Source organism: Acinetobacter sp. ANC 4204 (assembly GCF_002135205.1).
Taxonomy (GTDB): Bacteria; Pseudomonadota; Gammaproteobacteria; order Pseudomonadales; family Moraxellaceae; genus Acinetobacter.
Window position 1 is genome coordinate 121,501 of sequence record NZ_NEFZ01000002.1, and the last position, 25,937, is coordinate 147,437.

At 40.9% G+C, this 25,937-nt stretch carries 24 protein-coding genes and 1 tRNA gene; 3 read left to right on the forward strand and 22 right to left on the reverse strand.

Annotation, left to right across the window (positions count from 1 at the left end; all coding sequences use genetic code 11):
- Positions 1 to 53: 53 nt before the first annotated feature.
- The 22 genes from B9T36_RS04435 to B9T36_RS04540 form a co-directional block, all read right to left on the reverse strand.
- Positions 54 to 896, reverse strand: a complete 843-nt coding sequence (locus B9T36_RS04435; protein WP_086208355.1) for a universal stress protein — start codon at positions 894 to 896, stop codon at positions 54 to 56.
- Positions 897 to 1,024: 128 nt separating this feature from the next.
- Positions 1,025 to 1,636 (reverse strand): acyltransferase, encoded by a 612-nt coding sequence (locus B9T36_RS04440; protein WP_086208356.1) that lies wholly within the window; start codon positions 1,634 to 1,636, stop codon positions 1,025 to 1,027.
- Positions 1,629 to 2,225, reverse strand: coding sequence for an IMPACT family protein (locus B9T36_RS04445; RefSeq protein WP_086208357.1), 597 nt, complete (start codon positions 2,223 to 2,225; stop codon positions 1,629 to 1,631). The genes B9T36_RS04440 and B9T36_RS04445 overlap by 8 nt, the downstream gene beginning before the upstream one ends.
- Positions 2,226 to 2,489: 264 nt before the next feature.
- Complete coding sequence (lptB, locus tag B9T36_RS04450) at positions 2,490 to 3,236, reverse strand: LPS export ABC transporter ATP-binding protein (protein WP_086208358.1); 747 nt, start codon at positions 3,234 to 3,236, stop codon at positions 2,490 to 2,492.
- Positions 3,236 to 3,802, reverse strand: a complete 567-nt coding sequence (lptA, locus tag B9T36_RS04455) for a lipopolysaccharide transport periplasmic protein LptA (protein WP_086208359.1) — start codon at positions 3,800 to 3,802, stop codon at positions 3,236 to 3,238. Before lptA ends, lptB begins: the two co-directional genes overlap by 1 nt.
- Entirely contained in the window at positions 3,792 to 4,334 is a 543-nt protein-coding gene (gene lptC, locus B9T36_RS04460; RefSeq protein ID WP_086208360.1) for an LPS export ABC transporter periplasmic protein LptC, read from the reverse strand. Before lptC ends, lptA begins: the two co-directional genes overlap by 11 nt.
- A 34-nt stretch (positions 4,335 to 4,368) precedes the next feature.
- Entirely contained in the window at positions 4,369 to 4,908 is a 540-nt protein-coding gene (locus B9T36_RS04465) for a KdsC family phosphatase (protein ID WP_086208361.1), read from the reverse strand.
- Between the two features lie 3 nt (positions 4,909 to 4,911).
- Positions 4,912 to 5,889, reverse strand: a complete 978-nt coding sequence (locus tag B9T36_RS04470; protein WP_086208362.1) for a KpsF/GutQ family sugar-phosphate isomerase — start codon at positions 5,887 to 5,889, stop codon at positions 4,912 to 4,914.
- A gap of 275 nt (positions 5,890 to 6,164) precedes the next feature.
- Positions 6,165 to 6,908: an adenosylcobinamide-GDP ribazoletransferase gene (locus tag B9T36_RS04475; RefSeq protein ID WP_086208363.1), complete on the reverse strand. Its 744-nt coding sequence runs from the start codon at positions 6,906 to 6,908 to the stop codon at positions 6,165 to 6,167.
- The gene (locus B9T36_RS04480) at positions 6,908 to 7,510 is read right to left on the reverse strand and encodes a histidine phosphatase family protein (RefSeq protein WP_086208364.1); all 603 of its coding nucleotides are present in this window, start codon (positions 7,508 to 7,510) and stop codon (positions 6,908 to 6,910) included. Before B9T36_RS04480 ends, B9T36_RS04475 begins: the two co-directional genes overlap by 1 nt.
- Positions 7,511 to 7,512: 2 nt before the next feature.
- The gene (gene cobT, locus B9T36_RS04485; RefSeq protein ID WP_086208365.1) at positions 7,513 to 8,565 is read right to left on the reverse strand and encodes a nicotinate-nucleotide--dimethylbenzimidazole phosphoribosyltransferase; all 1,053 of its coding nucleotides are present in this window, start codon (positions 8,563 to 8,565) and stop codon (positions 7,513 to 7,515) included.
- Positions 8,562 to 9,080, reverse strand: a complete 519-nt coding sequence (gene cobU / locus B9T36_RS04490; protein WP_086208366.1) for a bifunctional adenosylcobinamide kinase/adenosylcobinamide-phosphate guanylyltransferase — start codon at positions 9,078 to 9,080, stop codon at positions 8,562 to 8,564. Before cobU ends, cobT begins: the two co-directional genes overlap by 4 nt.
- A complete protein-coding gene (locus tag B9T36_RS04495) occupies positions 9,071 to 9,718 on the reverse strand; it encodes a 2'-5' RNA ligase family protein (protein WP_086208367.1) in 648 nt (215 codons plus the stop codon). Before B9T36_RS04495 ends, cobU begins: the two co-directional genes overlap by 10 nt.
- Positions 9,719 to 9,866: 148 nt before the next feature.
- Positions 9,867 to 9,942 (reverse strand) — tRNA-Gly (locus B9T36_RS04500).
- Positions 9,943 to 10,006: 64 nt separating this feature from the next.
- Positions 10,007 to 11,428 carry a cysteine--tRNA ligase gene (gene cysS / locus B9T36_RS04505; protein WP_086208368.1) on the reverse strand — a complete coding sequence of 474 codons (1,422 nt, stop codon included), beginning with the start codon at positions 11,426 to 11,428 and terminating at the stop codon, positions 10,007 to 10,009.
- A gap of 145 nt (positions 11,429 to 11,573) precedes the next feature.
- Entirely contained in the window at positions 11,574 to 12,116 is a 543-nt protein-coding gene (locus tag B9T36_RS04510) for a molybdenum cofactor biosynthesis protein MoaE (RefSeq protein ID WP_086208369.1), read from the reverse strand.
- A 1-nt stretch (position 12,117) separates the two neighbouring features.
- Entirely contained in the window at positions 12,118 to 13,143 is a 1,026-nt protein-coding gene (gene moaA, locus B9T36_RS04515; protein ID WP_086208370.1) for a GTP 3',8-cyclase MoaA, read from the reverse strand.
- A gap of 347 nt (positions 13,144 to 13,490) precedes the next feature.
- Positions 13,491 to 14,117 (reverse strand): molybdenum cofactor guanylyltransferase, encoded by a 627-nt coding sequence (gene mobA, locus B9T36_RS04520; RefSeq protein ID WP_086208371.1) that lies wholly within the window; start codon positions 14,115 to 14,117, stop codon positions 13,491 to 13,493.
- On the reverse strand, positions 14,117 to 16,921 hold the full coding sequence (locus B9T36_RS04525) for a nitrate reductase (RefSeq protein ID WP_086208372.1): 2,805 nt from the start codon (positions 16,919 to 16,921) through the stop codon (positions 14,117 to 14,119). The genes mobA and B9T36_RS04525 overlap by 1 nt, the downstream gene beginning before the upstream one ends.
- A 286-nt stretch (positions 16,922 to 17,207) precedes the next feature.
- Positions 17,208 to 18,818: a nitrite reductase small subunit NirD gene (nirD, locus tag B9T36_RS04530; protein WP_086208373.1), complete on the reverse strand. Its 1,611-nt coding sequence runs from the start codon at positions 18,816 to 18,818 to the stop codon at positions 17,208 to 17,210.
- Between the two features lie 88 nt (positions 18,819 to 18,906).
- Positions 18,907 to 21,453 (reverse strand): nitrite reductase large subunit NirB, encoded by a 2,547-nt coding sequence (gene nirB, locus B9T36_RS04535; protein ID WP_086208374.1) that lies wholly within the window; start codon positions 21,451 to 21,453, stop codon positions 18,907 to 18,909.
- 34 nt (positions 21,454 to 21,487) lie between these two features.
- Complete coding sequence (locus B9T36_RS04540; RefSeq protein ID WP_086208375.1) at positions 21,488 to 22,861, reverse strand: MFS transporter; 1,374 nt, start codon at positions 22,859 to 22,861, stop codon at positions 21,488 to 21,490.
- A gap of 647 nt (positions 22,862 to 23,508) precedes the next feature.
- On the opposite strand from B9T36_RS04540, the gene B9T36_RS04545 reads away from it, so the two are divergent.
- From B9T36_RS04545 to B9T36_RS04555, 3 genes are all read left to right on the forward strand, one after another.
- Positions 23,509 to 24,096: an ANTAR domain-containing response regulator gene (locus B9T36_RS04545; protein ID WP_086208376.1), complete on the forward strand. Its 588-nt coding sequence runs from the start codon at positions 23,509 to 23,511 to the stop codon at positions 24,094 to 24,096.
- A 3-nt stretch (positions 24,097 to 24,099) separates the two neighbouring features.
- Positions 24,100 to 25,101, forward strand: a complete 1,002-nt coding sequence (locus B9T36_RS04550) for an ABC transporter substrate-binding protein (RefSeq protein ID WP_086208377.1) — start codon at positions 24,100 to 24,102, stop codon at positions 25,099 to 25,101.
- A gap of 267 nt (positions 25,102 to 25,368) precedes the next feature.
- Entirely contained in the window at positions 25,369 to 25,647 is a 279-nt protein-coding gene (locus tag B9T36_RS04555) for a hypothetical protein (protein WP_086208378.1), read from the forward strand.
- Positions 25,648 to 25,937: the final 290 nt, after the last annotated feature.

The window sequence follows — 25,937 nt, forward strand, 5'->3', positions numbered from 1 at the left end:
TAATGCGGATAACTATGGATAAAAGGGGCACAATTTAGAGAAGTCTCTCTATATTAGCGTGCCACCAATAAAGGCACTTTGGCATTCCTAAAAATAGTCGTAGCAATGCTACCCAAAAAGAACTGATGAATTTTACTGTGGCTAAATGCCCCTAGAACAATCAGTTGTATGCCATGCTCATTCTGATATTCCAAAATATTTTCAGCCACATCACCATAGCGGTATTCAGTAATCACATCCAGATTCGCCTCTTTTAAATAACGTTCTGGCTCTGCTAGGATTTCAGGGTGGTCGCCAACATAGACTAAATGGCATTGTAAAAGACGCAGTAAATCACTTTGAGCAATTCGCTTCATCATCTTCACACAGGTCGGGGAATATTCATAAGCAAAGATAAAACGTGTAGGCGGTTTGAATGTATCACCCACGGTCATGACCGTGCATTTTGCTCCGCGAATAAAGTTTTCAACATTACTACCCAGTGGTTTATTACGTTCAGCCGATTTTTCTCCGACTCGACCAATCACGACAATGTCATCTTCATGTAATAAGTTAAAACTTTGCTCGAGGAAGTCTCCTTTTTCTTGAATATGTGTCGTATGCAAGCCGTATGTTTCAAGAATGAGTTTAGAAATATGATCAAGTAGATTGTTACTATAACTGAGTGCAAGTTCACTTTGTTTCTGCTCCAACTCAGCTAGCTCTTTGAGCAACATTGCATTGCTTTCAAATCCAATCACCCCACTAATTTCACCCAAGTGATAACTTGCAGGGTAATAATCCAAAACTTGTAAAAGGACCAATTCACGCCCTGTTTGTTTTGCAATCCAAGCAGACGCTTCTGCTAAGGCATTGATACAAGGGGAAGAATCAATACATGCAATGACTCGTTTCATTATCGCCTCTCATTACACCGCATTTGGCATAAGGTCTCATTGTTGTTCTAAACTTAGCATATCTTTTTTTTTGATGGCAGATTTTTATGTAATTAAGTATTGATAAATGTTCAAGATTCTTTGATGTCTTAATCACGTAAACGAATAAGCTGAGCAGGATTGCCTGCCACAATGGATCGCTCCGCAATATCTTTGGTCACCATACTATTCATGCCTACCACGGCATGTGCACCAATTTTCACTCCATCTTTCACGCCCACATGTGCCCCCAACCAAACATCTCGTCCAATTTCTATCCCTCTTGAACGTACAGGCTGTTGATAGATCGGATCACTGAGTGCCATACCATGATCAAAGGCATATAAGTGACAATAGGCTGCAATACGTACTTGATCATCTAACTTAATCCCCACACGGCCACCATCCAAAATACAATGATGGTTGATTGCGACCTCGCTGCCAATGTCTAAAGGCCCGTGCAAAGTACAATCAGCAGCAATAAACGTGTTGTCCCCAATAATAATTTTACGGCCTGGCTCTGCGAAAATGTGTGCCAATGGAGAAATAAAACAGTTTTGACCAATTTCAACGGTTTCCATTTCCATTAAGTAAGCTTGGTACTCTTGCTGCCATGCCTCAGCCCACATCCGATTTTTAGGCTTGAGTGACCAATACAACCATGGCATATAATTTAAGCGGTGCTTATGCTGTTCACGATATTTGAGTAAGGGATCAGTCATGATGGTCATCCACAATTTTTAATGCTTCACGCCCACGGGTTAGGTCTTGTATTTTAACTGCGAGCGCTTCAATCTGATGCACTTGTAATAATGCCTCTACAAGCACGCCCTCCGCAGTATATTGCTCATTAAACTCAATCTGCCCGCTATTCAGCTCATACTGGAAAATTGCCCATTCATTAAATTGACAGGCAAAATGTACTTTTTTCTTTTCAATGAGCTCGATTTTTTCAGCCAACAGTAAACACTGTCCTGCTGTTCCACCATAAGCACGTACCAGTCCACCTGTGCCTAGCTTGACACCACCATACCAACGATTGACCAAAACCAAAACATTGGTTAGTTCATTACCTTCGATGGTGGCTAAAATAGGACGACCTGCAGTACCTGAGGGTTCACCGTCATCATTAAAACGAACATTATGACCAATTTTCCATGCCCAACACTGATGTGTGGTGCTGATATCTTTATATTGCTCTAAAAAGTCTTTAACAGCCTGTTCATTTTCAACAGGCACAGCAAAAGCTTGAAAACGACTTTTTTTGATGTCTTCTTCATAGCTCACTAAACTAGAGATGGTAAATGGCATAACGTAATTTTTAAAAATTTCACAAAAAATTATAACGTATTTTCAATCAGCTATCGTATGAAAATGGCTCATTACTTCAAACCAACACGATAATCAAATAGACAATGCATAGCAGTATAAAAGGGAAAAAGATGCTTCAAATACTCTACGATCAAACATAGAATAAAAGAACGAGCTATGTGACTGAGTCAAAATGGGATATCCATAACTCTAAAATTTCAGCTCAAAATCTGCGCCAATCAGACCAATTGGCGCAGCAAAAACTTATACAGTAAAGTCATCACCCAGATAGACTTGGCGCACGGTTTCATTGGCTAAGATTTCATCAGGAGAACCTTCAGCAATTACCGCACCCTCACTGACAATATAGGCACGCTCACAAATCGCTAAAGTCTCACGAACGTTATGGTCTGTAATCAATACGCCGATCCCGCGCTGTTTCAATGTTGTAATAATATCTTTAATATCACCGACTGAAATTGGATCAACTCCAGCAAACGGTTCATCCAATAGCATAAATTTTGGATCAGCGGCCAATGCACGTGCAATTTCCGCACGACGACGCTCACCACCAGAGACACTCATACCCAATGAATCTTTAATATGACTGATTTTGAAATCAGCTAATAATTCATGCAAACGTTGTTTACGCTGCTCTTTATTCAAATCTTTTCGTGTTTCCAGAATCGCCATAATATTTTCAGAAATGGTGAGTTTTCTGAAAATAGATGCCTCTTGCGGCAAGTAACCAATACCTTTACGCGCACGTTCATGCATGGCCAAATCAGACATATCCAAGTCATCAAGATGAATTTCACCTTTATCCATGCGTACCAGTCCAACCACCATATAGAAGCTAGTGGTTTTACCCGCACCATTTGGTCCAAGTAAGCCAACAATTTGCCCACTTTGCATGCTAAAAGATACATCTTTTACCACCCAACGCTTACTGTAGTTCTTCGCAAGATGCTTGATGCATAAGGTCTGTGGCTGATTGAGAGTTTGCTCCATTAGTCACGCGCTCCAGGGAAGGATTGAGAGGCTGAAGGTGGAATCACAATTTGAACTCGACCGCCCGATGAACCACCACTACTCGGTGTACCAATCGCTTCAATATCCCCTTTGTTCATACTATAACGCAGCGTATTACCCCGAATACTGGCACCATCCTGCTCCAAAAGTGCACTACCTGATAAGGTAATAATGCCTGTTTCTGCATTATAAATAATCTTTTGCGCCTGACCTTTGGCAATGCCTTTATTGGTACTGACTTGCTGCTGAAAACGTGCAGGCTTGCCATTTGCAGTAATGGTACTGATTTGACGGTTTTGGTTCAAATTCGCAACAATCGAGTCGGCCTGAAGTTTCATGGTCCCTTGTTCAATAATGACATTACCCGTATACGTCGTGACTCCTGTTTTTTCATTAAAGGTTGCACGATCCGCCAACAATGAAATGGCTTTGGTTCGATCACTTGGTAATGCTAAAGCAAAAGTTGAAACTGCTACACCTAAGCTCAGTGCAAGCGTTTGCTTGAGGAAAGTTTTCGAAATAGAAAATTTTGGATTATGGTTCATACTTCCCTCGAATATGGAAAAAGTCATATTGACCCGTATTTAAATTTGCTTTTAAACCCTGACTGACAAATTCTGCTTGTGGTGTTGTGACCACCACTTGCTGTTGAGATTCAAGTTCACGTGTTTTTGGAAAAGCAGTCAGTTCGACCGTCTCAAACTGCATACGGCCATGATCTAACATTTTTTGAGCAACAACCTGATTCGTTAATACGACTTTTTCGTTGTCATTAGAGCCATTCGCCTGCTTTGCATAGAATATGGCATCGACTTTTCCTGCTTTATACATTTCAGCATTTAAGTTTTCTAACTTCGATGTCTTCTTTTGCATATCTTGCTCAAGACGATCTATCTTTGCTCGGACGTATAGATTTCCCCGCTCATCCGTTTGTGTCAGCTGGATCTTCTCAGCAGAATAGGTCATGCTCTGCGCAGAATCGACTTCGAGCTTATGCCCCTTTCCACTATAATAGTAATAACCACTACTGATAGCAGCAATCGCTACGGCAGTGATATATAAAACTTTAGTATCCATAAATGTTAACTAAACTCTCATGCATGCATACTGATTAATGCGGGACTGCGGTATACTTTTCAAGTAAAGTTTCGTATACGCCTTTGGCTTGTAAAATCATATCGCAAATTTCACGTACAGCACCACGACCACCCATCGCTTGAGTGACTAAATCCGCACGACGACGAACCTCTAAGTGACCATTCGGTACTGTAACTTTCATACCAGCAATCGCAAATGCAGATAGGTCTGGCCAGTCATCTCCCATATACAAACAGTCCTCTGGCACAATGCCGAACTTTGCACAAGCTTCGCGTAGCGCCACACCTTTGTCTTCACGGCCTTGATAAACAAGGTCAACGCCCAAATCAGACATGCGTTTTTCTACGATCTGACTCTTACGACCCGTGATAATAACCACTTTCACGCCAGCCTGCTGAACCAGTTTCATACCTAAACCATCACGGATATCGAAGGATTTAATTTCGTCCCCAGAGTTGGTTAAAGTTACAAAACCATCACTCAAAATACCATCGACATCCAAAACTAGAGCTTCTACATGACGTGCTTGTTCTAACAAAATATAAGAAGCCATTTCTTAGTTCACCCCAGCTTGAATCAGGTCATGCATACTCAACACACCAATCACTTTATTGGCATCATCAACGACGACAAATTGGTTAATTTTCTTTTCGTTCATTCGCTCTAAGGCTTCGACAGCACGTGCTTCGGCAGAAATTGTCAGTGGATTTTGAGTCATCACATTTGACACAGCCAAGTTCACATCAAAACCTTGTTGCTTATCAATCAAACGACGTAAGTCACCATCGGTAAAAATACCCAACAGTCGATCATTTTCATCCACAATTGTGGTTAAACCTAGGCGTTTGTTTGAGATTTCGTAAAGAACTTTGTTCATTGCTGTATCTGGAGACACTTTTGGTAACTCATCCCCTGTATGCATTAAATGTTTCACATGCAACAACAGACGTTTACCGAGCGCGCCAGCGGGATGGGAACGAGCAAAATCATCTGACGTAAAACCACGAGCTTCGAGTAGTGCAACAGCCAATGCATCTCCCAAAGCTAAGGTTGCTGTGGTACTTGATGTTGGTGCCAAACCCAATGGGCACGCTTCTTGGATATCACCTAAGGTCAACGCCACATCAGCATTTTGTGGCATTGGTCCACGTTCATCACCACTGATGGTAATTAAAGGCACACCTAAATATTTAATCAAAGGCATCAGCATCATAATTTCATCACTCTTGCCCGAGTTTGAAATCGCAATCAATACATCGCCTGCAACCAACATCCCCAAATCACCGTGACCAGCCTCACCAGGGTGCATGAAAAATGATGGCGTGCCTGTAGAAGCAAACGTAGCTGCCATTTTTCGTCCAATATGTCCCGACTTTCCCATTCCAGTTATGACTAAACGCCCTTTACACTTTAAAATAATTTCACATGCACGAGTGAAACGATCATCTATTTGCTGTGCAAGAACTGATAATGCTTGTCGCTCTATCTCAAGAGTTTCTAAAGCCACTTTTTGGAAATCAATAGGATTTGACATATTTTCAGAATTCAATGCTGTTTTACCTGAATTGCATGATGATATTAAACACTACCATCACATAAAAAATAATTTCCAAGATTTTATCATATCTAGGTTGTCAACTAGCGTGGAAATCTTTGGATTTTCACAACATATCTACAAATGATCCATTCGAACAATTGAATCTCTATTTTAATGATCTATATTGTCCGCTTTTATACTGATACTTTTACCATTCGATCAAGACCTGCTATCGCTTTACATCAAACGACGATTTTTTTTGGTTGATATAGTTAGGCTAAATAAAATACAGCAAACACAAAACTCAATAATGTGGCTAATTCAATTATTTCAATACTTGCCCCGATGGTATCGCCTGTCACTCCCCCGATACGCTGTATAAATTTACACCGTAAATACCACAATGCTAAATAAAATGAGGCAAGGACAACAACTCCAATCCATGCCCAATACAAGGCCACTAAAGGCGTAAGCAATAAAAGTGCTATTGCGATTGGTCGAGCTAAATGTTGACCCAACTGGCTACCAAGTCCTTTTTCACGTACATAGTCTGTGCTTAAAAAGAAAAAAAGAGGTACGAGACGCCCTAACAGAGGAAAAAGCATCAGCGCTGTATACAGCTGTTTTTGTAATAACACATACAATACCGACCATTTTAATAGGCACACAATGACAAGACTGAGTACACCTATAGGCCCACAACTCGGATCTTTCATGATCGCCAGTGTGCGTGCTTTATCGCCAAAACCACCAACCCAAGCATCTGCGGTATCGGCCAAACCATCCAGATGCAAACCACCTGTCAGCCAAATCCAGAGCACTAGAATTACACTGCTTAATAGCACAACTGGCAAAGCATGTAATAACAGGGCAATTCCATACAGAATGCTTCCTATGAGCAAACCCACTACAGGATAAAACAACAATGCCTGCGCATTTTGCTGAGGCGTTGGCATTGCGCTTAAGCGAACTGGAAACGTCGTTAAAAACTGTAATGCAATCCAAAAAGGTGTCATTACACGTCCTCACTTTGAATAAACTGAAGCTGCCCTTGAGTAAAAACAAAGCAGTTCAACTGCCCTAACTCTGCTGACATTTTTAAAAGATCATTATCATGCTGTTTTAGCGCTTGGCATTTTAAGAGTTTAATCACTCCAGCATGGGAAATAATCAATGCACGTGTCCAGCCCTGCGCATGCATTTGTTGGGTCAACCTCTCTACAGACTTTAGAACACGGCTTTTAAATGCCAATAGGCTTTCTGCCTGAGGCGGGGTAAAGCTTAACGGTGTTTGCCAAAATTGGGCCAACTCATCTGGAAAGAGTTGATAAAGTCGCTCAGTCGGCTGAGCTTCCCATTCTCCAAAATTCATTTCTTGCAAATTCGGTTCTATAAACAAAGGAAGCTGTTTTTGCTCGGCCCATTGCTCTGCAAACAGACGGCAGCGCTGTAGCGGTGAGCTATAAATGACATCCCATGCCTGACTAACCTGCTCAGTCTGCGTGAGGGTAGATTGCATTTGCATCCAACCTTTCGCCGTCAAAGCATCATCCGTTTTACCCCGTAGGGTATGACTTAAGCTGGTTTCGCCATGGCGCAGAAAATCTAAATACAACATCTTTAAACTTTCTCACCAATCACGGCTGCTTCAGCAAATGTTGCCATCTCATTATGTAAACGACAGGCGAGTTTGATCAATCCAAGTGCAGCCCCTGCACCACTGCCTTCTCCCAACCGTAGGTTCAGCTTCAATAAAGGCATCGCTTTAAGTTCTTGCAACAAACGCACATGACCATATTCAGCCGACTGATGTCCAAAAAGCATCCAAGCGCGAACCTGTGGATTTAAACGTACTGCGAGCAAAGCCGAAACAGTACTGATAAACCCATCCACCACCATCGGCAGACCCAATTGCGCACAGCGAATATACGCGCCTGTCATGGCTGCGATTTCAAGTCCACCCACGGCACATAAGGCTTTAAATGGATCGTTCCCGACATATTGGGCATGCAGTGCAAGTGCTTGGTCGATCACATGTTTTTTATGTATCAATTGTTCAGTACGGATACCCGTTCCAACACCTGTTAACTTTTCAGCAGGTTCAGCCAATAAAAAACAAGCGACAGCTGAAGCTGAACAGGTATTTCCAATTCCCATTTCACCCGCAACATAGATATCCGCCCCATAAGCGATGGCATCTTCCACACTTTTTTGCCCCAAAGCAAAAGCAGCTTTACATTCAACTTCAGTCATAGCCAGGGTTTGAGCAAAGTTAGCCGTACCCGCGCGGATGCAGTGGCGTTCAACTCCGACATATTCATAAGCTTCACCGACTGAACCACAGTCGATGACTTGTAATTTAGCTTGATACTCTTTGGCAATCACACTAATACACGCCCCACCTGTTGCGAAGTTCTGCAACATTTGACGTGTCACCGCTTGTGGGTAGGCAGAAATATTTTCTTCCATCACCCCATGATCACCTGCAAAAATCGTAATCCATGGGCGGTCAATCTTAGGTTTTACAGTGTTTTGCAAACTGGCTAAGGTCACTGCAACCGATTCAAGCTCCGACAATGATCCCGTTGGTTTGGTCAACTGTGACTGGCGTACTAGGGCTTGAGCCAATACTGACTCACTCGGACTTTGACATGCTTCTAACCACCAACTCACACTTGTTCTCCTTTTAAAATCATGGGAAATCCTGCCACGCAGAACACCACTTTTGTTGCGATTTGACCTAACTGCTGATGCAATCGCCCTGTTTCATCGACAAAGCGACGGCTAATTTGCCCCATTGGAACCACACCTAAACCTGTTTCATTACTCACTAAAATCAGCTCGGACTGTAAACTTCCCACAACATCTAACAACTTCTGACATTCTTGAACTTGTAAGTTTGAGTCAGTCTGCATCAGTAAATTACTCATCCATAAGGTCAGGCAATCGACCAAAATGGTTTGGTTTGGGCGATCTAATTTAACCAAATGCTCTGCAAGATAAATGGGTTCTTCACACAGCCCCCAATCTTCGGGTCGTTGCTGCTGATGGTGTTGAATACGCGCTTGCATTTCCCCATCTAAAGCTTGTGCTGTGGCGACATAGACCACTGGCTGCGCTAACTGTTGTGCAACCTGCTCTGCCAAGCGGCTTTTCCCCGAACGTGCACCACCTAAAATCAGTTGCATTGTGCATTTCCCAACTTAATTTGTGTATGTGAAAACAATGGCCCTTGTAAAACATCTGCCTGATAAAAACCAAACGTGAGCTTTGAGATGTTTAAGCTATAGTTGATGTCTTCAATTTCAGCCATACGTGTCAATACATGATCACTACTCACCGCTTCACGGTATAGACCTAATGTAATATGCGGACAATAACTTAATGCCGCGACTTCCTGCGATGTATGCAACAATGTTTTTCTAATTTTTTCTAACACGCCTGCGGTATCATCCACTTTTAAAAATAAGGCACTTTCAAAACTATTTAATCCACCTATCTGTAACTGAAAAGATTCTAGCTTTAAATTTTTAAGGCGTTCAAGCTGCTGATTCATTTGCGCTCGACTAAAGTCGTCCGACTGTGTTGCCTGTTCTACCCAAAAACCAGCAACAAATAAGGTGATATGAAACTGCCGTTGATTCGGTTGATAAAGTAAATCTGAAAACTGCTCACGAAGCTGGGTTAAATAGCTGACCAAAACAGGATCATTCACTTCAATATACCAAAGTGCATAGTGCTCACGTCCCAAATGCCATTCAGGATAGTCTCGATCTTCGGTCGGTACGACAGTTCTATTGGGTTGAAGGAACACAATTTTATTCACAAATGAAGATGAATGATTTAAGCATATTTTTGTCAAAATGATGGGCTGAAACGCCGAGATAATTTCACATTTAAATGAATTATTTTCAACACACTCAAATTACAGACATAAAAAAAACCTCAAGCTTAGCTTGAGGTTTTTTAAATTTTGGAGCGGGAAACGAGACTCGAACTCGCGACCCCAACCTTGGCAAGGTTGTGCTCTACCAACTGAGCTATTCCCGCAATATGGATGTGCATTATAGAGAGTTTTATCAAACTGTCAACACTCTATAATGCAATTGCTGAATTAATCAGCACGGCGCCAAATTGTCCCTTGACGGGTGTCTTCCAAAACAACACCCTGATCTAACAAAGACTGACGAATTCCATCCGCTTTGGCAAACTCTTTGGCTTTTTTCGCGTCTTGACGTTGTTGAATCAAATCTTCAATTTGTTCTTCAGACAAAGCCAAAGCCTCTTGCCCAATGTCAGACTTCAGAAATTCTTCAACATTGTGCTGAACCAAACCTAAAATATTGGTTAAATGACGCAAGGTTGCATAGTAAATTGCCGCTTGCTCAGCGTGTTGCTCTTTCACTGCACGGTTCAATTCTTTGTTAACTTCAAACAACACCGCAATGGCTTCGGCGGTATTAAAGTCATCCCGCATGGCACTGTTGAAACGCTCAAGCAATGTTTCATCCAACGTATCGACGTGCGTATCACCATAGGCTTGTTGATATGCCTTAAATGAATGGTAGAAACGTGACAGTGCTGTTTTTGCTTCTTTTAAAGCAACATCAGAGAAGTTCACAGGACTACGATAGTGCGATGACACAATAAAGTAACGAATCACTTCAGGGTGAAACTTATCCATCACATCACGAATGGTAAAGAAATTGCCCAATGACTTCGACATTTTCTCGCCATCAACGTTGATGAAACCGACATGCATCCAGTAGTTGACATACTGCTCACCGGTTGAAGCCTCAGACTGTGCAATTTCATTTTCATGGTGCGGGAACATGAGATCCGAACCGCCGCCGTGAATGTCAAAATGATTACCTAGGCAGCAAGTCGACATCGCAGAACATTCAATATGCCAGCCCGGACGACCTTTGCCCCACGGCGAAGCCCATGCAGGTTCATTTTCTTTGGCATGTTTCCAAAGTACAAAGTCAAAGGGATGTTTTTTCTCAACTTCAACATCGACCCGTTCAGAAGCACCCGCTTGCATGTCTTCCAGTTTGCGACCTGAAAGACGACCATATTTGGCAAATTTTTCTACTTGGAAATACACATCACCATTGGTAGATGGATACGCAGTGCCTTTTTTAACCAAATTGCCAATCATGCTCTGCATTTGGTCAATATAATCCGTTGCACGTGGGGCTTCGTCTGGATGTAGACAACCTAAGTTTTCAGCATCTTCATTCATGGCTTGAATAAAGCGATCTGTTAATTGCGTAATCGACTCGCCATTTTCATTGGCACGTTTAATGATTTTGTCGTCAATGTCGGTAATGTTACGCACATATTTCACGCTCCAACCTTGGCTACGCAAGAAGCGAATAATATAGTCAAATGCAACCATCACACGCGCATGTCCAATATGACAGTAGTCATACACCGTCATACCGCAGACATACATATCAATATGCCCCTCAACACGAGGTACGAATTCTACTTTTTTGCGTTGCTCTGAGTTATATAGAACAAATGGTTGCATAGCGATTCAAAAGACTTTAAATATAAGAATGGATTATCTTAACCTAAGCATTATTTTTCATAAAGTTTTCAGAAGATTTTTCTTCAAATTATCTCACCGCTTTCCTTTTTAAACTCATCAAGTGCTAAATTTTCTCATGCAAATCTTAAAGGTGCCACTGGTAAATATTGGCATTGAATAATGCACTTTGCTGAGCATGAACATACGCATGATCACAGTGCTCGTGGCTATGAGGTTTTGGCACTTCATGGTCTTTTCGAATACAACAACCTTCGACATATTGACTGCTACCGTCCAGATAAAACTCTTCTTTCCATACAGGAACTTCATGTTTCACTCGTTCGACAGCTTCCTCACAGGCTTGAAAGGCTTCATGGCGGTGCGCAGCGTAAGCCATCGCAATAATGGCAGTATCGCCAATAGCTAAAGTACCAATCCGATGTACCACCCGAACATAAGACACGCCATATTTGAATTGGATCTCTTGTTCAATTTGACGAATCATTTTTTCAGCGACAGGTGCATAAGCACTATATTTCAATGCTTGGACAGCTTTACCTTGATGGTGATTTCGCACCGTACCAATAAATATACCCATAGCGCCGCACTCAGGAAAATGCTGGATACCATCAAAGTCATTTTGACTAAAAGCAGATGCTTGAATACGTGAAAACTGTTTTAAGGTCATTTTAGCCCCCAATCATATGCATGCTGATTTTGCGAATAGGTTGGAGTACTTGCTGTTGAATAGTGTGAAAGCCCTGTTCTTTATGCCAGATATAAGTCATCAGCTTACTTTTCAAATGCACAGATGCATGTTGATAATCTTGAGCAAGCTGTTGAATATCTGGTTTCAGTTTTAAACCTTGCTTAGCAAAGAGACAATTATAAAACTCGCCCTGCGCATTCAAGCGCAGTCGATCACACTCCCCACAAAACGAGTTACTAATGGTCGATATAACGCCAACCACACTGCCATCCACACGATAACTACGCGCTGGATTGGCACCTTGTCCCTCAAGCACTTGCACCGTAAATTGTGAGCTGAGTTGAGACAAAATTTCTTGCTCAGTGATAACATCAGCTTGCGACCAATTTTGATCGCCATCTAAAGGCATAAACTCAATAAAACGTAGTTCTAGCTTTTGCTGCTTGGCCCACTGCACCAAAGGAATAATTTGATCCTCGTTCATTCCTTTCATAAGGACTGTATTGATTTTAATGTTAAAACCAACATCTTGTGCGGCTTGTATTCCCTCAAGCACAGTATGGAGTTGTTTCTTGGTCAGTCTTTGGAATTGATCCGCATCTAAGCTATCCAGACTAATATTTAAGTCATCCAGTCCAGCTTGTTTTAAAGCATCTGCATATTGTTTTAAATAATGACCATTGGTGGTCATTGAAACACGCTTGAGACCCATTTTTTTTAGCGATTGGAGTTGCTCGATAAAATGCACCACTCCCTGCCGCATCAATGGTTCCCCCCCCGTAATACGAATCTGCTCAATTCCTTGTCGCACCATAAATTCACAAAAATGATAGAGTGCTTCAAAACTCAGTAGATCATGTTTTTTCATCCATTCAGGATGTTCAGGCATACAATAGACACATTTAAAATTACAACGATCGGTCACGGAGATCCGTAGCTTTCGCTTTTCTCGCCCAAACTGATCTTGGAATACGCCAATTGCGGCTAACTGTGTCATGCTGTTCATCTGTCTTGCCTACGCATCATTTGCGCTGTTATTGAACAGTTCAAATTTCACGCCCTAATTTCTTGGTTTTAAAACAGCAATAAATGTTCCAACTTTGTGCTATTCAACAGATTGAATACGCTCAAGTCATAACACGAATAGAACAATACACAGCACATTGTTATATAGATAAAGTAAATCAGACACGTAAAAACAGTTTAAGATATTGTTTTATTTATTTTAAATATATTTCTATTATTAGTCAGCATTACTACTCATTGGTCAAATCACGAGATAGTATCAAAATCATTTTTATTTATGCGATCTGTGCCTACTGCGCAGAATCCGAACCATTTAAACGCTACTTTTTATAAAAAATTTAACTGACGATGTTGTTGCAATTCATCTAATGAATTAATGCTATGAAAAAACAGTGCATGATTTTTGAAACGTGCCACTTGTGGGTGCAAATCTGCAAAGCACTGTCTTAAACTGCGCTGATTTTGTTCAAGGTGGCAAATCAAAGTCGGTAAGCTACTGCGTTTTACCAAACAAAATGGATATAAAGCACGGTCATTCATTTCAACGATCGCCACACCACAATTTGGGTCTTGTTGCATCGCCTGATGTAAGCGTGAAAATACTTTTTTCGGAATGAAAGTCACATCACAGGGTACAAACAGTACATAATCTGATTGTACATGCGCCCATGCACTTTTCATCCCCATTAATGGGCCTTGGAAGCCTGTTTCATCATCTTCAAAAAAGCCAATGGATGGAATCAATCGTTCATAAATGGAATGGTCACGGTGGCTATTCACCCACACTTTTGTTGCCCGTGATTTTAACTGTTGATGAATTTTGATGAGCTGGATTTCGTCATCAAACTTTTGTAGCAGTTTATTAATGCCGTTCATACGACGTGCTTGTCCACCTGCTAAAATCACAACTTCAGTGTCAGGATACGTCACCAGTTTAAATATTTTTCTTTTCATTATACATCCTCAGTTTGACATGCCTTAATCAACCCTCGAATTTCAGGTAAACATGAACCACAATTTCCACCGGCTTTTAAACATGCAGTGACTTGTTTTTCATCGGTGATATTTTTTTCTTTAATGGTCTGAATAATTCTATTTTTACCCACTTTAAAACAACTACACACCAACGGTCCTTCACTTTGCCCCATCGACATTGCTTGACCAGCTAACAATGCCTTACGATGCATTGCGCTTAACCGCTCACGTTTAAAGAGACTTGCAACCCAATCCCGGTCTGGTAACAATGCTTTCGGAGCAATATAAAGACTCGCAATGAGATGTCCCTCTTGTAACACCACACTATGACTGATGTGCGCTGTTTGATCTTCTAAATTCAGCCATTCAAAGCTTTCATCTTCAAAAGGAAGTAAGCTCTTTAACTTCTCTGTCGTTTCAGTAAAACGATGGCGATCTGCTAACTCATAGCGCACTGCTTTGGCTGTTTGAATCTTTGTCCACCATACTGTACTTTCAATGGTTTTCTGAACGATGTTTCCAAAGCCTTTACGTACATAAAATACCCCTTGCCATTGGGTATAAAAGGGTTGAATCATCACAGGCGTATGTTTAAATTCAGGTTCCCCTGAAATAGCATCCACCACAGGGTTTACGACTTTACCTATACGTGCATCTGATGCAAATTGATCATTCCAGTGAATCGGTGCAAAAATTTGTCCCCGACGAATATTATCACTCACTGTGGCACGTAATACACAGTTCCCCCAAACCGATTTGATTTCAACTAACTCTCCATCTTTGAGTCCATATTTTAATGCATCGTTAGGATGAATTTCGCAATATGGCTCTGCTTTATGTGTACTTAAGTTGGCTGATAAACCTGTACGAGTCATGGTGTGCCATTGATCTCGAATTCGACCAGTATTCAATACCAATGGATATTCACTGCAAGTTTTATTAACTGCACCAACAGCAGCTGTTGCAATAAATTTTGCTTTACGATCCGCATGACTAAACTGCCCTGTTTCAAATAACTGAGCAACAGCACCATCTTGTTGATTTTTATTTAGAATAGGCCATTGAACTGGCTCAAGATATTGATATTCAGTAAATGAAAGATCACTTAAACCTTTCAAATTGAAATAGCGAAAAACCTCAGACGCCGAACACTGACTCAGTCCCGCATTTTGATAAGCTGAAAGCTCTGCGTGTTCCTTGAAAATGTCATGGCTACTCTCAAAGTCAAAACCACTAAAGCCCAGCTTTTTAGCCACTTGAGAAACTGACCACCAATCCGCTTTGGCTTGTTCTGGGCAGTCCAAAAAGGCACGTTGTCGTGAAATACGACGCTCTGAATTGGTGACTGTACCATCTTTTTCTCCCCACCCAAGAGCAGGCAATAACACATCGGCATATTGCGTGGTATCCGTATCTTTGCAAATGTCTGAAACAATCACAAACTCACATTTTTCTAGCGCACGTTTTACCTGATCTGCATTTGGTAAACTCACGACAGGGTTGGTCGCCATAATCCAAATAGCTTTAATTTTCCCTTCCTCAACCGCTTCGAAAAGGTCAACAGCTTTTAAACCCACTTGTTTCGCAATTGTCGGGCTTTGCCAAAACTGCTGTACCAATTGTTGGTGTTTTTGATTATCCAAGTCCATGTGTGCCGCAAGCATATTTGCAAGACCACCAACTTCACGCCCACCCATCGCATTCGGTTGTCCTGTCATTGAAAACGGCGCAGCACCCAACTTGCCAATTTTTCCAGTCAACAAATGACAATTAATAATACTATTGGCCTTATCTACCCCACGTGAAGATTGATTTACCCCCATTGAAAACAAGCTCATTACTTTGTCTGTTTGAGCAAATTTTTCAAAAAATAAAGTCAATTTCTCCGCTGAAATTCCTGTACGCTCAATCAAACTTTCGATCGAGAACTCAGTTTCACTGCTGATAAGCGCAGCATCTAGGCCTTGGGTATGCTTTGCAATAAAATCGGTATCGGTATAATGATTGGTTGCCAAATACTGCAATAGACCATTGAACAAAGTAACATCTTGACCCGGCAAAATTGGCAAGTGTAAATCTGCAGCCTCACAAGTAGCAGTAAACCGTGGATCAATCACAACGACAAAAAGATCTCTTTCTTCTTTAGCTTTCATTATGCGCTGATACAATACAGGATGGCACCATGCTGTATTTGAACCAACCAGAACCACCATATCCGTATGTTCAAAATCACGATAACTAGCAGGAACTAAATCTTCCCCAAAGGCACGTTTATGTGCTGCTACCGCTGAAGACATACATAGTCTTGAATTGGTATCAATATTGGCTGTACCAAGATAACCTTTTACAAATTTATTGACCACATAATAATCTTCTGTCAACAACTGACCTGACACATAAAAAGCAATACTTTCAGGACCATATTGATCTATATAGTGTTGGAATTTATCAGCAATTAAATCAGTTGCAGTATCCCAATCTGTTTGTACTCTCGATGTTTTTTGGATACACGTATCTAAATCTTTTTTGCGGCCTAACATTGGGTGTAAAACCCGTGTCTCTAAGCCCACTGTATCGGCTAAATTACTACCTTTGATACACAGTTTTCCGTAATTTGATGGATGATTTAAATCCCCCACCACAGACACTTTTCGCCCTAAAGCGGTTTCTTCAACAGTTGCAGTTACTCCACATCCCACACCACAATAAGGGCACGTCGTTTGTGTCGTTTTAATCATTTTTTCTGTGGAGCTATGCAGTTCCATTACAGGGATACTATTCATAGAAACTCCTTAATTTTGAAATATACAATTTGATTCATTACGACGACGTCTTTGCAAGAAAGTTAATTTTCAGGAATAAACTTCGGTTAGACCTACTTTTCTTTGTAGAAGAGTAGGCAAAACCTAAGATGCGACTAAAACAACGCAAGATCCGCAAACTCATTGCATCCGTCATTTACCTAAAAGTCCGCAGAAACATTCGTTTCCATGTTTGCTATCAACTCAAACAATAGTAGATAACGTTTCCGCGTATCGAGCTTCAATACATTAAAAGGTTGGGTTTTGATCACCCTGCTATTTTTAATGCAAAATCTTTACCAAATAACAATTTATTGCGAATTGATGAAATTGGCGTTTGATCCGAAATAAGTTCTGCATACCAAGCTCCATCTTCCGTGTCACCAAATAGAACTGCACCAATCACCTTATCCTTTTGAATAATAATGCGTTTATAAATCTGACGCTTTTCATCATTTAAAATAATATCTTCAAAATCATCTTTCGGTTCAAAATTGCCTGCTGAGAACACATCACAACCGCTGACTTTTAATTGAGTCGGTACTGTTGGCGCTTTAAACGTCAAGCTGCCGTGCTCAGCCAAATGCGATGCACAAATAAACGCTTGCCCCCAAAGTGGCTCAACCAAGCCAAAAGTCTGGTTACGGTGTTCGATACATTCACCTACCGCATAAATACTTGGGTCATACGTTTGCATGGTGTCATTCACCAAGACACCTCGGTTACAGCGGAGACCTGCACTTTGTGCTAAGGCCATATTAGGACGAATACCTACAGCAAAAACCACTAGGTCTGCATCTAAAACTGTGCCATCTTTCAAACGAACCTGTGTCACATGACCATCCACCCCAATCAAAGCTTCAGTATTCGCCTCTGTAATGATTGAAATGCCCTTTTGTTCGATACTATGACGTAACATTTGGCTCGCTTTACTATCTAGCTGACGCTCCATAATGCGATCCATCAAATGCAACACCGTCACATTCATACCACGCTGTTTTAGGCCATACGCCGCTTCCAAACCTAGTAAACCACCGCCAATCACCACAGCATTCTTTTTAGATTTACTGTATTCAAGCATGGTATTCACATCGTAAATATCACGGAAACTCAGCACACCTTTTAAATCCGAACCTTGCACAGGCGGGATAAATGGTTTTGAGCCTGTCGCTAAAATCAAACGATCATAATCTACCATCACGCCTTTTTCGGTATAAACTTGCTTACGTGGGCGGTCAATACGCACTGCTGGGTCGCCTGCAATAAAGCGAATATTTTTATCGCTATACCATGCATGTGGATGCAACATGATGTCATCAATAGTCTTATCACCAGATAGAACAGGTGATAGCATGATGCGGTTATAATTACCCCATGGCTCTTCACCAATCACCGTCACTTCATAACGATCTGGTGCCATATCGAGTAAATCCTCTAGGCAACGCATACCTGCCAAACCGTTCCCCACCAAGACCAACTTCATTTTTTCCTGAGAAGTACCATTATTGGTGATATAGGTTTTTTGTGGCGTTGGGCTAATGAGTACACGGCCATTTTCAATCTTGCTTGGGAAAACCAAAAGTTTTTGATCTTTATCTTCCAAACAACGACCTGTTGCTAAACTAAAATGTTGCTTATAAATAGGCGACGCAATAACACGCTCACCTTGTAAATCACCAATGATGCCACGTGACATCACAAAAGCTTTACTAAACGGATCTTGGTTGCTCAAAGCATAAACACGCTTTTCACTGCCTACCCGAAAAATTGCAATTTGTTGGTCTTCGAGTAGCGCACCTACACCTGTATTTGGCGTAATATCATCCAAGGCACAAATATCCAACCAATCCAGTTCATTCATATCTTTTAAAATTGTCATCATCTTTATCCTTTTAAACTTTTTCATCCCCTCTCTATATTTTCTTTTAAGAGAGCACTAGAGAGAAAAGTTTGAATACCTTAATTTGTTAAGCTTCAACCACAGGAATACGGCTGCTATCACGTTCCGCTTCAGTTTTCGGACGAATTTGTCCACGTACAGAAGCAAACTGAATATGCGGATCTTGTTGTTGTTCAGCTTTTGCATTGATAAAGGTGACAAAACGCTTACGCACCTCTGGGTCTTCAACCGCAGTACGCCACTCATCCTGATACGTCCCAACCACATGACTCATGCGATTCTCAAGTTCAGTAGCCAGACCTAAAGAGTCATTTACAATAACGTCTTTTAAATAATCTAAACCACCTTCCATGTTGTCACGCCATACTGATGTACGTTGGAGACGATCCGCAGTTTGGATATAGAACATGAAGAAACGGTCAATGTATTGAATCAGCGTTTGTGTATCTAAGTCTGAAGCCAATAATTCTGCATGACGTGGTTTCATCCCACCGTTACCACAAACATATAAATTCCAGCCTTTCTCGGTTGCAATCACACCCACATCTTTACTTTGCGCCTCAGCACATTCACGTGTACAACCCGAAACTGCCATTTTTAATTTATGTGGTGAACGTAAGCCTTTGTAACGATTTTCAAGGAAAATCGCTAAACCAACAGAATCATCAACCCCATAACGACACCATGTACTGCCAACACACGACTTCACCGTACGTAGTGATTTACCGTAGGCATGTCCAGATTCAAAACCAGCGGCAATCAACTTTTCCCAAATTTCTGGCAATTGGTGAATTTGAGCACCAAACATGTCAACACGTTGGCCGCCTGTCAGTTTGGTATATAAACCGTATTCTTTGGCAATTTGACCCACTGCAATCAAACCATCTGGTGTCACTTCTCCACCCGCCATACGAGGTACAACCGAGTAAGACCCGTCTTTTTGGATATTTCCTAGATAGTAATCATTACTGTCTTGCAGACCAGCATGGCTTGGTTTTAAAACAAAATCATTCCAGCACGATGCTAAAATATTTGCTGCAGCTGGTTTACAAATATCACAGCCTAAACCATGACCATGTTGTTGAATCAAATCATCAAAGCTTTTAATTTCATTCACTCGTACCAAGTGATACAACTCTTGGCGTGAATAAGCAAAGTGTTCGCAAATATGGTTATTTACAGTCACGCCTTGGCGTTGTAATTCAGATTTTAATACTTGCGTCACTAACGCTGCGCATCCGCCACATGCTGTTGCCGCTTTGGTGCATTTTTTTAGAGCTCCTAAAGACGTCGAACCCTCTGCAATTGCGCTACAAATATCTGCTTTAGACACGTTATTACATGAACAAATCGTTGCACTGTCTGGGAGCAGATCAACACCACTTCCACCTGTTTTTGCTGAAGATTGAGCATAACCTGGCATGATTAAGCTTTCAGGATTCTCTGGAACTGCTAATCCATTCAGCATCATTTGTAATAAGTCGTTGTACTCTTTTGCACAACCCACCAGTACTGCGCCTAATAATTTCGTTTTTTCGGCATTCACAACAATCTTTTTATAGACCATCGTGTCTTCATCTGCATAGAAATAGCTTAGTGCATTCGGTGTCATCGCATGCGCATCCCCGACAGAAGCAACATCTACTCCCATAAGCTTCAATTTGGTGCTCATATCTGCACCCGCAAACTCTGGACAAGCTTGTTCTGTCACATGTTTTGCTGCAATACGTGCCATGTCGTAGCCTGGAGCAACCAAACCGTAGATCTTGTTATTCCATAATGCACATTCACCAATCGCATAAATGTCAGCATCAGAAGTTTGACAATAATCATTAATGACAATACCGCCACGCTCGCCAACAGCCAAACCGCTTTGACGCGCCAATTCATCACGTGGACGAATCCCTGCTGAAAACAACACAATATCTGTTTCAAGTTCAGAGCCATCTCCAAACTTCATCACGTGTGTAGCATTAAGACCATCTTCGATGGATGATGTTGCTTTTTGGGTATGAACTTTTACCCCAAGGTTCTCAATTTTAGAACGTAAAACTTTACCACCTAAATCATCAATTTGAACCGCCATCAAGCGTGGTGCAAACTCAACCACATGTGTTTCCAAATCTAAATCACGTAGTGCCTTAGCCGCTTCTAAACCGAGTAATCCACCACCAATCACCACACCAGACTTTGCGGTCAGACTTGCTGCGCGAATTGCATCTAAATCTTCAATGGTGCGATATACGAAACAGTTCTGACGATCATTTCCTGGGATTGGAGGAACAAAGGCATAAGAACCCGTTGCGAGCACCAACTTGTCATAACTGATCACATCGCCATGATTCGTGGTGATCAATTTATTTACTGTATCAATTGCAGTTGCTTTAGTCGCTAAGCGGAGATCTATACCATAAGCATCAGCAAAGTCCGCACGACATAAGGTCAAATCTTTTGCAGATTTACCTGTAAAATATTCAGTTAAATGTACACGGTCATACGCTAAACGTGGCTCTTCTGCCAAGATCGTAATTTCAACATCATCACCTGCATGTTCTAGCACAGATTCAATGAATTTATGCCCTACCATGCCATGACCAATCATCACTAATTTCATATCAATTCTCCTTAATTCCTGTTGTTATTTTGGCTTAAACGCTTTGTTTGATTACAGTTGAAGCATTTTGCTCCACGCTATTTCGCTCAAGTAACGCAGCTTCAAATAACTTTTGCTCTTTCTCTTTGTGTTCTACGGAGAAACGAATCATGAGCACACAACTTGCGGCGATGACGACCAAGCCACCTAGAATCATGAGTGTGGTTTGAATATCCAACATCCCTTTAAGTAAGAAGCCTGCAGCCACAGCACCAACGTTACCACCAGCACCGATAATGCCTGCGACACCTCCCAAAGCATCACGGTCAATGAATGGAACCAATGCATAAGTCGCACCACAAGCCATGTGAGTAAACAATGCAAATACGGTCATTGCGAGAATGGCAAGGACTGCTGTATTCATTTGTGAAAATACGATTAAGAACAGACCTTCCATCAAGATCATTGCAAATAGAACTTTAGTACGACCATCTAAGCCTTTTTTAGTTGCAATTTTGTCTGAAACAATGCCACCAAATGCACGGGCAAATAGAGCCAGTAAACCGAAAATTCCCGCAGCCATACCTGCTTCTTTTAAACCAAATTTAAAGTGATCTACGTAGTACATTGCGACGATGTTATGAATGAAGATTTCGATACCAAAACATGCAGCATAAGCACCAAACAAAATCCAAACACGATAGTTTTTTGCAGCATGCATCAAAATAGCCACACCGCCTTTTTTATCAGAACCAACACTTACACCATCTGCACGCAGTTCTTTAAAGTTGCCTTGTGGACAGTCTTGTGTAAATTTCCAATACATCAAACCGACAATCAGCATCAATATGCCTGGAACAAGTAATGCAATTCTCCAGCCCATAGATTGCTCAACACCAAACATCACTAAAGCACCAAGCATCAATGGCATAAGTACTTGTGTTGCACCTCCACCAGCATTTCCCCAACCTGCTGCCGCCGCATTTGCAGTTCCAACTACATTTGGTGCAAACATGATGCTAGTGTGATACTGAGTGATGACAAAACTTGCACCAATTGCACCGATAAGCAAACGAAAGAAGAGGAATGATTCATAGCTATTTGCTGAAGCAACGCCAAAAACTGGAATACTGCCTAGGATAAGAAGTGCTGTATATGTTTTGCGTGGACCGTATTTATCACACAGTGGACCTACAATCAGACGAACAAGAATGGTGATGGCTACGGCTGCAATATTAATATTGGCGATTTGATCTTTTGTGAGATGAAATTCACCTGCTATAACAGGCATCAATGGCGCACAGGCAAACCATGCAAAGAAGCAGACAAAAAAGGCGAGCCAACTCATGTGGAAGGCTCTCATTGCTGCGCCATTGAAACTAAAAAGACTTATTTTTGTTGCTTTTTTAGCATTTAAATTTGAAGACATAACCTTCTCCAGACAGAACTGAGCGTATTGTTTTTCCACAACACAAAAACTTGTGGTGTAGAAGCGATCAGAACGGACGTCGTTGGCCGTCTTACAAATTTGATTTAGAGTCGTCTTTGACTCGATTAAGATTAAGCAATGATTGTGCCAACATTTAAAGAAACTAGTTAATATAATGATTTTTATTGTTTTTTATAATTAGAATACTTGCACTATAGCCAATATCAGCCCGTCCTTTTCAAGAGGCAACTTCATGTTTTTTCGACTTCTTAACGGCGTGATCACTATTGGTGCATTTTGCATTATCGCTGAGCAAACAACGAATTTTTGAATTGTCTCTGTGCTCTCTAGTGGGTCTCACGTTACTCTTCAAAAGTAATTTGTACTTCAAGCTGTATATTTTAATTTGTGTTAGGCTTCTATTTCATCCAATGTGTTTAAATAGGCTTGTTTAGACAAGCAACTCAGATACATATTTTTCTTTGATTAAAGTCTTTTTTACTCGGTATACACAGCTTATAGCGAATCTCTACGTAAAAAATTGACTCACCAATCTGAGATAAAGCTGGATTTTCATACATTTGGCATTTAAATTGCTAGCACAATTTTAGATCCCATTTTTCAGGTTTACCTGAGCACTGTACAGCATGCCTAAACTGAAAATCGCTTTGATTGACGACAATCAAGAACGCGCACAATTTATTCGTACATCCCTTATCGAACATGATTTCGATGTAGTTGCCTGCCTGATTATAGATCACTTGAATATTAATCGCCTTGAGCAATTAAATGCAGACGTTATTTTATTAGATATGGATCACCCACAACGGGATATTATTGAAAGTTGCGTGAGTCAGTTCAACTTACCTACTGTTTTATTTACTAAAAACAGCCATAAAGACACGATTAAAAGTGCCATAGATGCAGGTGTTACAGCTTATATTGTGGATGGTATAGACCCGTCAAAGTTAAAAAGTATTTTAGAAATATCTATCGAGCAGTTTCGTAAACACAAAAAGCTACTTTCCGATTTACAAGATACTAAAAATAAACTTGCAGACCGTAAAGATGTAGAGCGTGCAAAGGTATTACTTATGCAACTACACGAATTGTCCGAAGATGATGCTTTTCAGCTGTTACGTAAAAATGCCATGAGCCATCGTATGACTATTGGTGAAATGGCAAGACGACTGTTGGATGCTCAACAGCTTCTACAATCTCAATTCAAGGACTAAGGCATGGCTCATTTAGAAAAGACGCAACTTCAACTGGGCTATATTCCGCTTTTAGACTGTGTTGCTTTATTATGGGCAAAACAACGCGGTTTTTTTGAAGAAGTCGGTTTAGATGTAAGCTTAGTCAAAGAAGCTTCTTGGGCGAGCTTAAGAGACCGTTTAGCTTTTGGTTTTCTCGATGCAGCCCATTGTCTATCTGCGATGTTACCTGCGGCTGCACTAGCGCAGGATCAACTCGGTATTCCACTACAAACACCGCTTGTTCTGAGCTATAACAGTGCATTTATCAGTTTGAGCCAAAAGCTCTGTTATGCACTAAACATTCAAAAAAATGACGATGCAGCAGTGACTGCACATAAATTTTATACTGCAATGCAGCATAAACAACAGCTGGCTATTGCACATGTCTTTAAGCAATCTATCCATCATTATTGCTTACGTGAATGGCTGGCATTGGCCAATCCTGATTTTGCGAAACATGTTCAACTACGTACACTTCCCCCACCCTACATGGTAGAAGCCATTTCAAATCAGCTCATTGAGGGATTCTGTGTCGGAGAACCATGGAACACTCAAGCTGAAATTCAAGGTTATAGCCAAATTATTGCAACTGGAACAGACATTATTCCGCGGGTTGCAGATAAGGTTTTGGCAGTCACGCAAGAATGGGCCATATCCAATCCAAATACACTTTCAGCCTTAGTCCAAGCTATAGAAAAAGCCCAAGATGAACTCAAAAAAATGGAAAATTTTGAAGCTGTATGGCAGGTTCTGGTCGATTACAACATCATTCGTTTCCCATGTTCTGATAGTGTACATGTTGAAAAATATTATCTAATTCAAAGTATTATTCGCGGCTTTATTAGAGAACATGCTTTGCCACAAGTTTCAGACTTCATTTGGCTTACCGAGCAAATGCAAAAATGGGATGATGTGGATTTAAATAATGATGAAATCCGCAGAATTAGTGATAACTGTGTCATTTCACCAAAACTTAATTTTTAAATTATTACGAAATGTAAACCGAGTTGTAATTACGCACCATTTTAGGACATCTATTTTAAATAATATTATGAAGTAAATCTAAGACCTAACTTGACCGACTTTTTAAAGGAAATCTTTCCTTGGCTTCTGTCTATCTGGCTTTGCTATTTACTTAAACTTAAAGCGATGTAAGCTATTTTTTCAAACATGAAAACAATAGATAAATGAGTCATGATGACTACTGATACATAGAACATCAAACTAACCGATGAATAACGGAGGTGAATTATGTTTACCGAGGAAAATCGCCATGTATCTTTATTGCATGCGATTAATAAAATACTGATTAAAGACTGGGACCCACTATGTATTTATCGTAATCCAGCTCTACAAGATGAATATGAAGAATACTTACCTAATTTATTTCGCTTTATCTGTGAAAAATCCAGTGAAACTGAGATTTTTGAGTATTTATGGTGGATTGAAAATAAAGTCATGGAAGTCAAAGCCAATAGAACACACACGATGAAAATTGCTCATTTATTGAAAAATTTACAAGAAACTTAGTTGATCATTGTGCAATGATAAATCAGCACCTAAAGCAAAAAACCGCACAATGCCAAAAGCAAAGTATTGAGTTTATTTCCAACCATCAAAACCACTTAGGCAGGGCTGTTTTCCGTGCACTTTAATGCTTCACGGCCACCACAAATCAAATATCGCTGCTGTGTAGCAATATCGCTATATAAGCTGACACATGATCAACGGCGCCAAACTTTTATGGTCCTGCACTAAAGTGGCAAATAAAAATGGCCATGGTCAGCAATACTGACCATAGCCACGCGATATTGATTGCT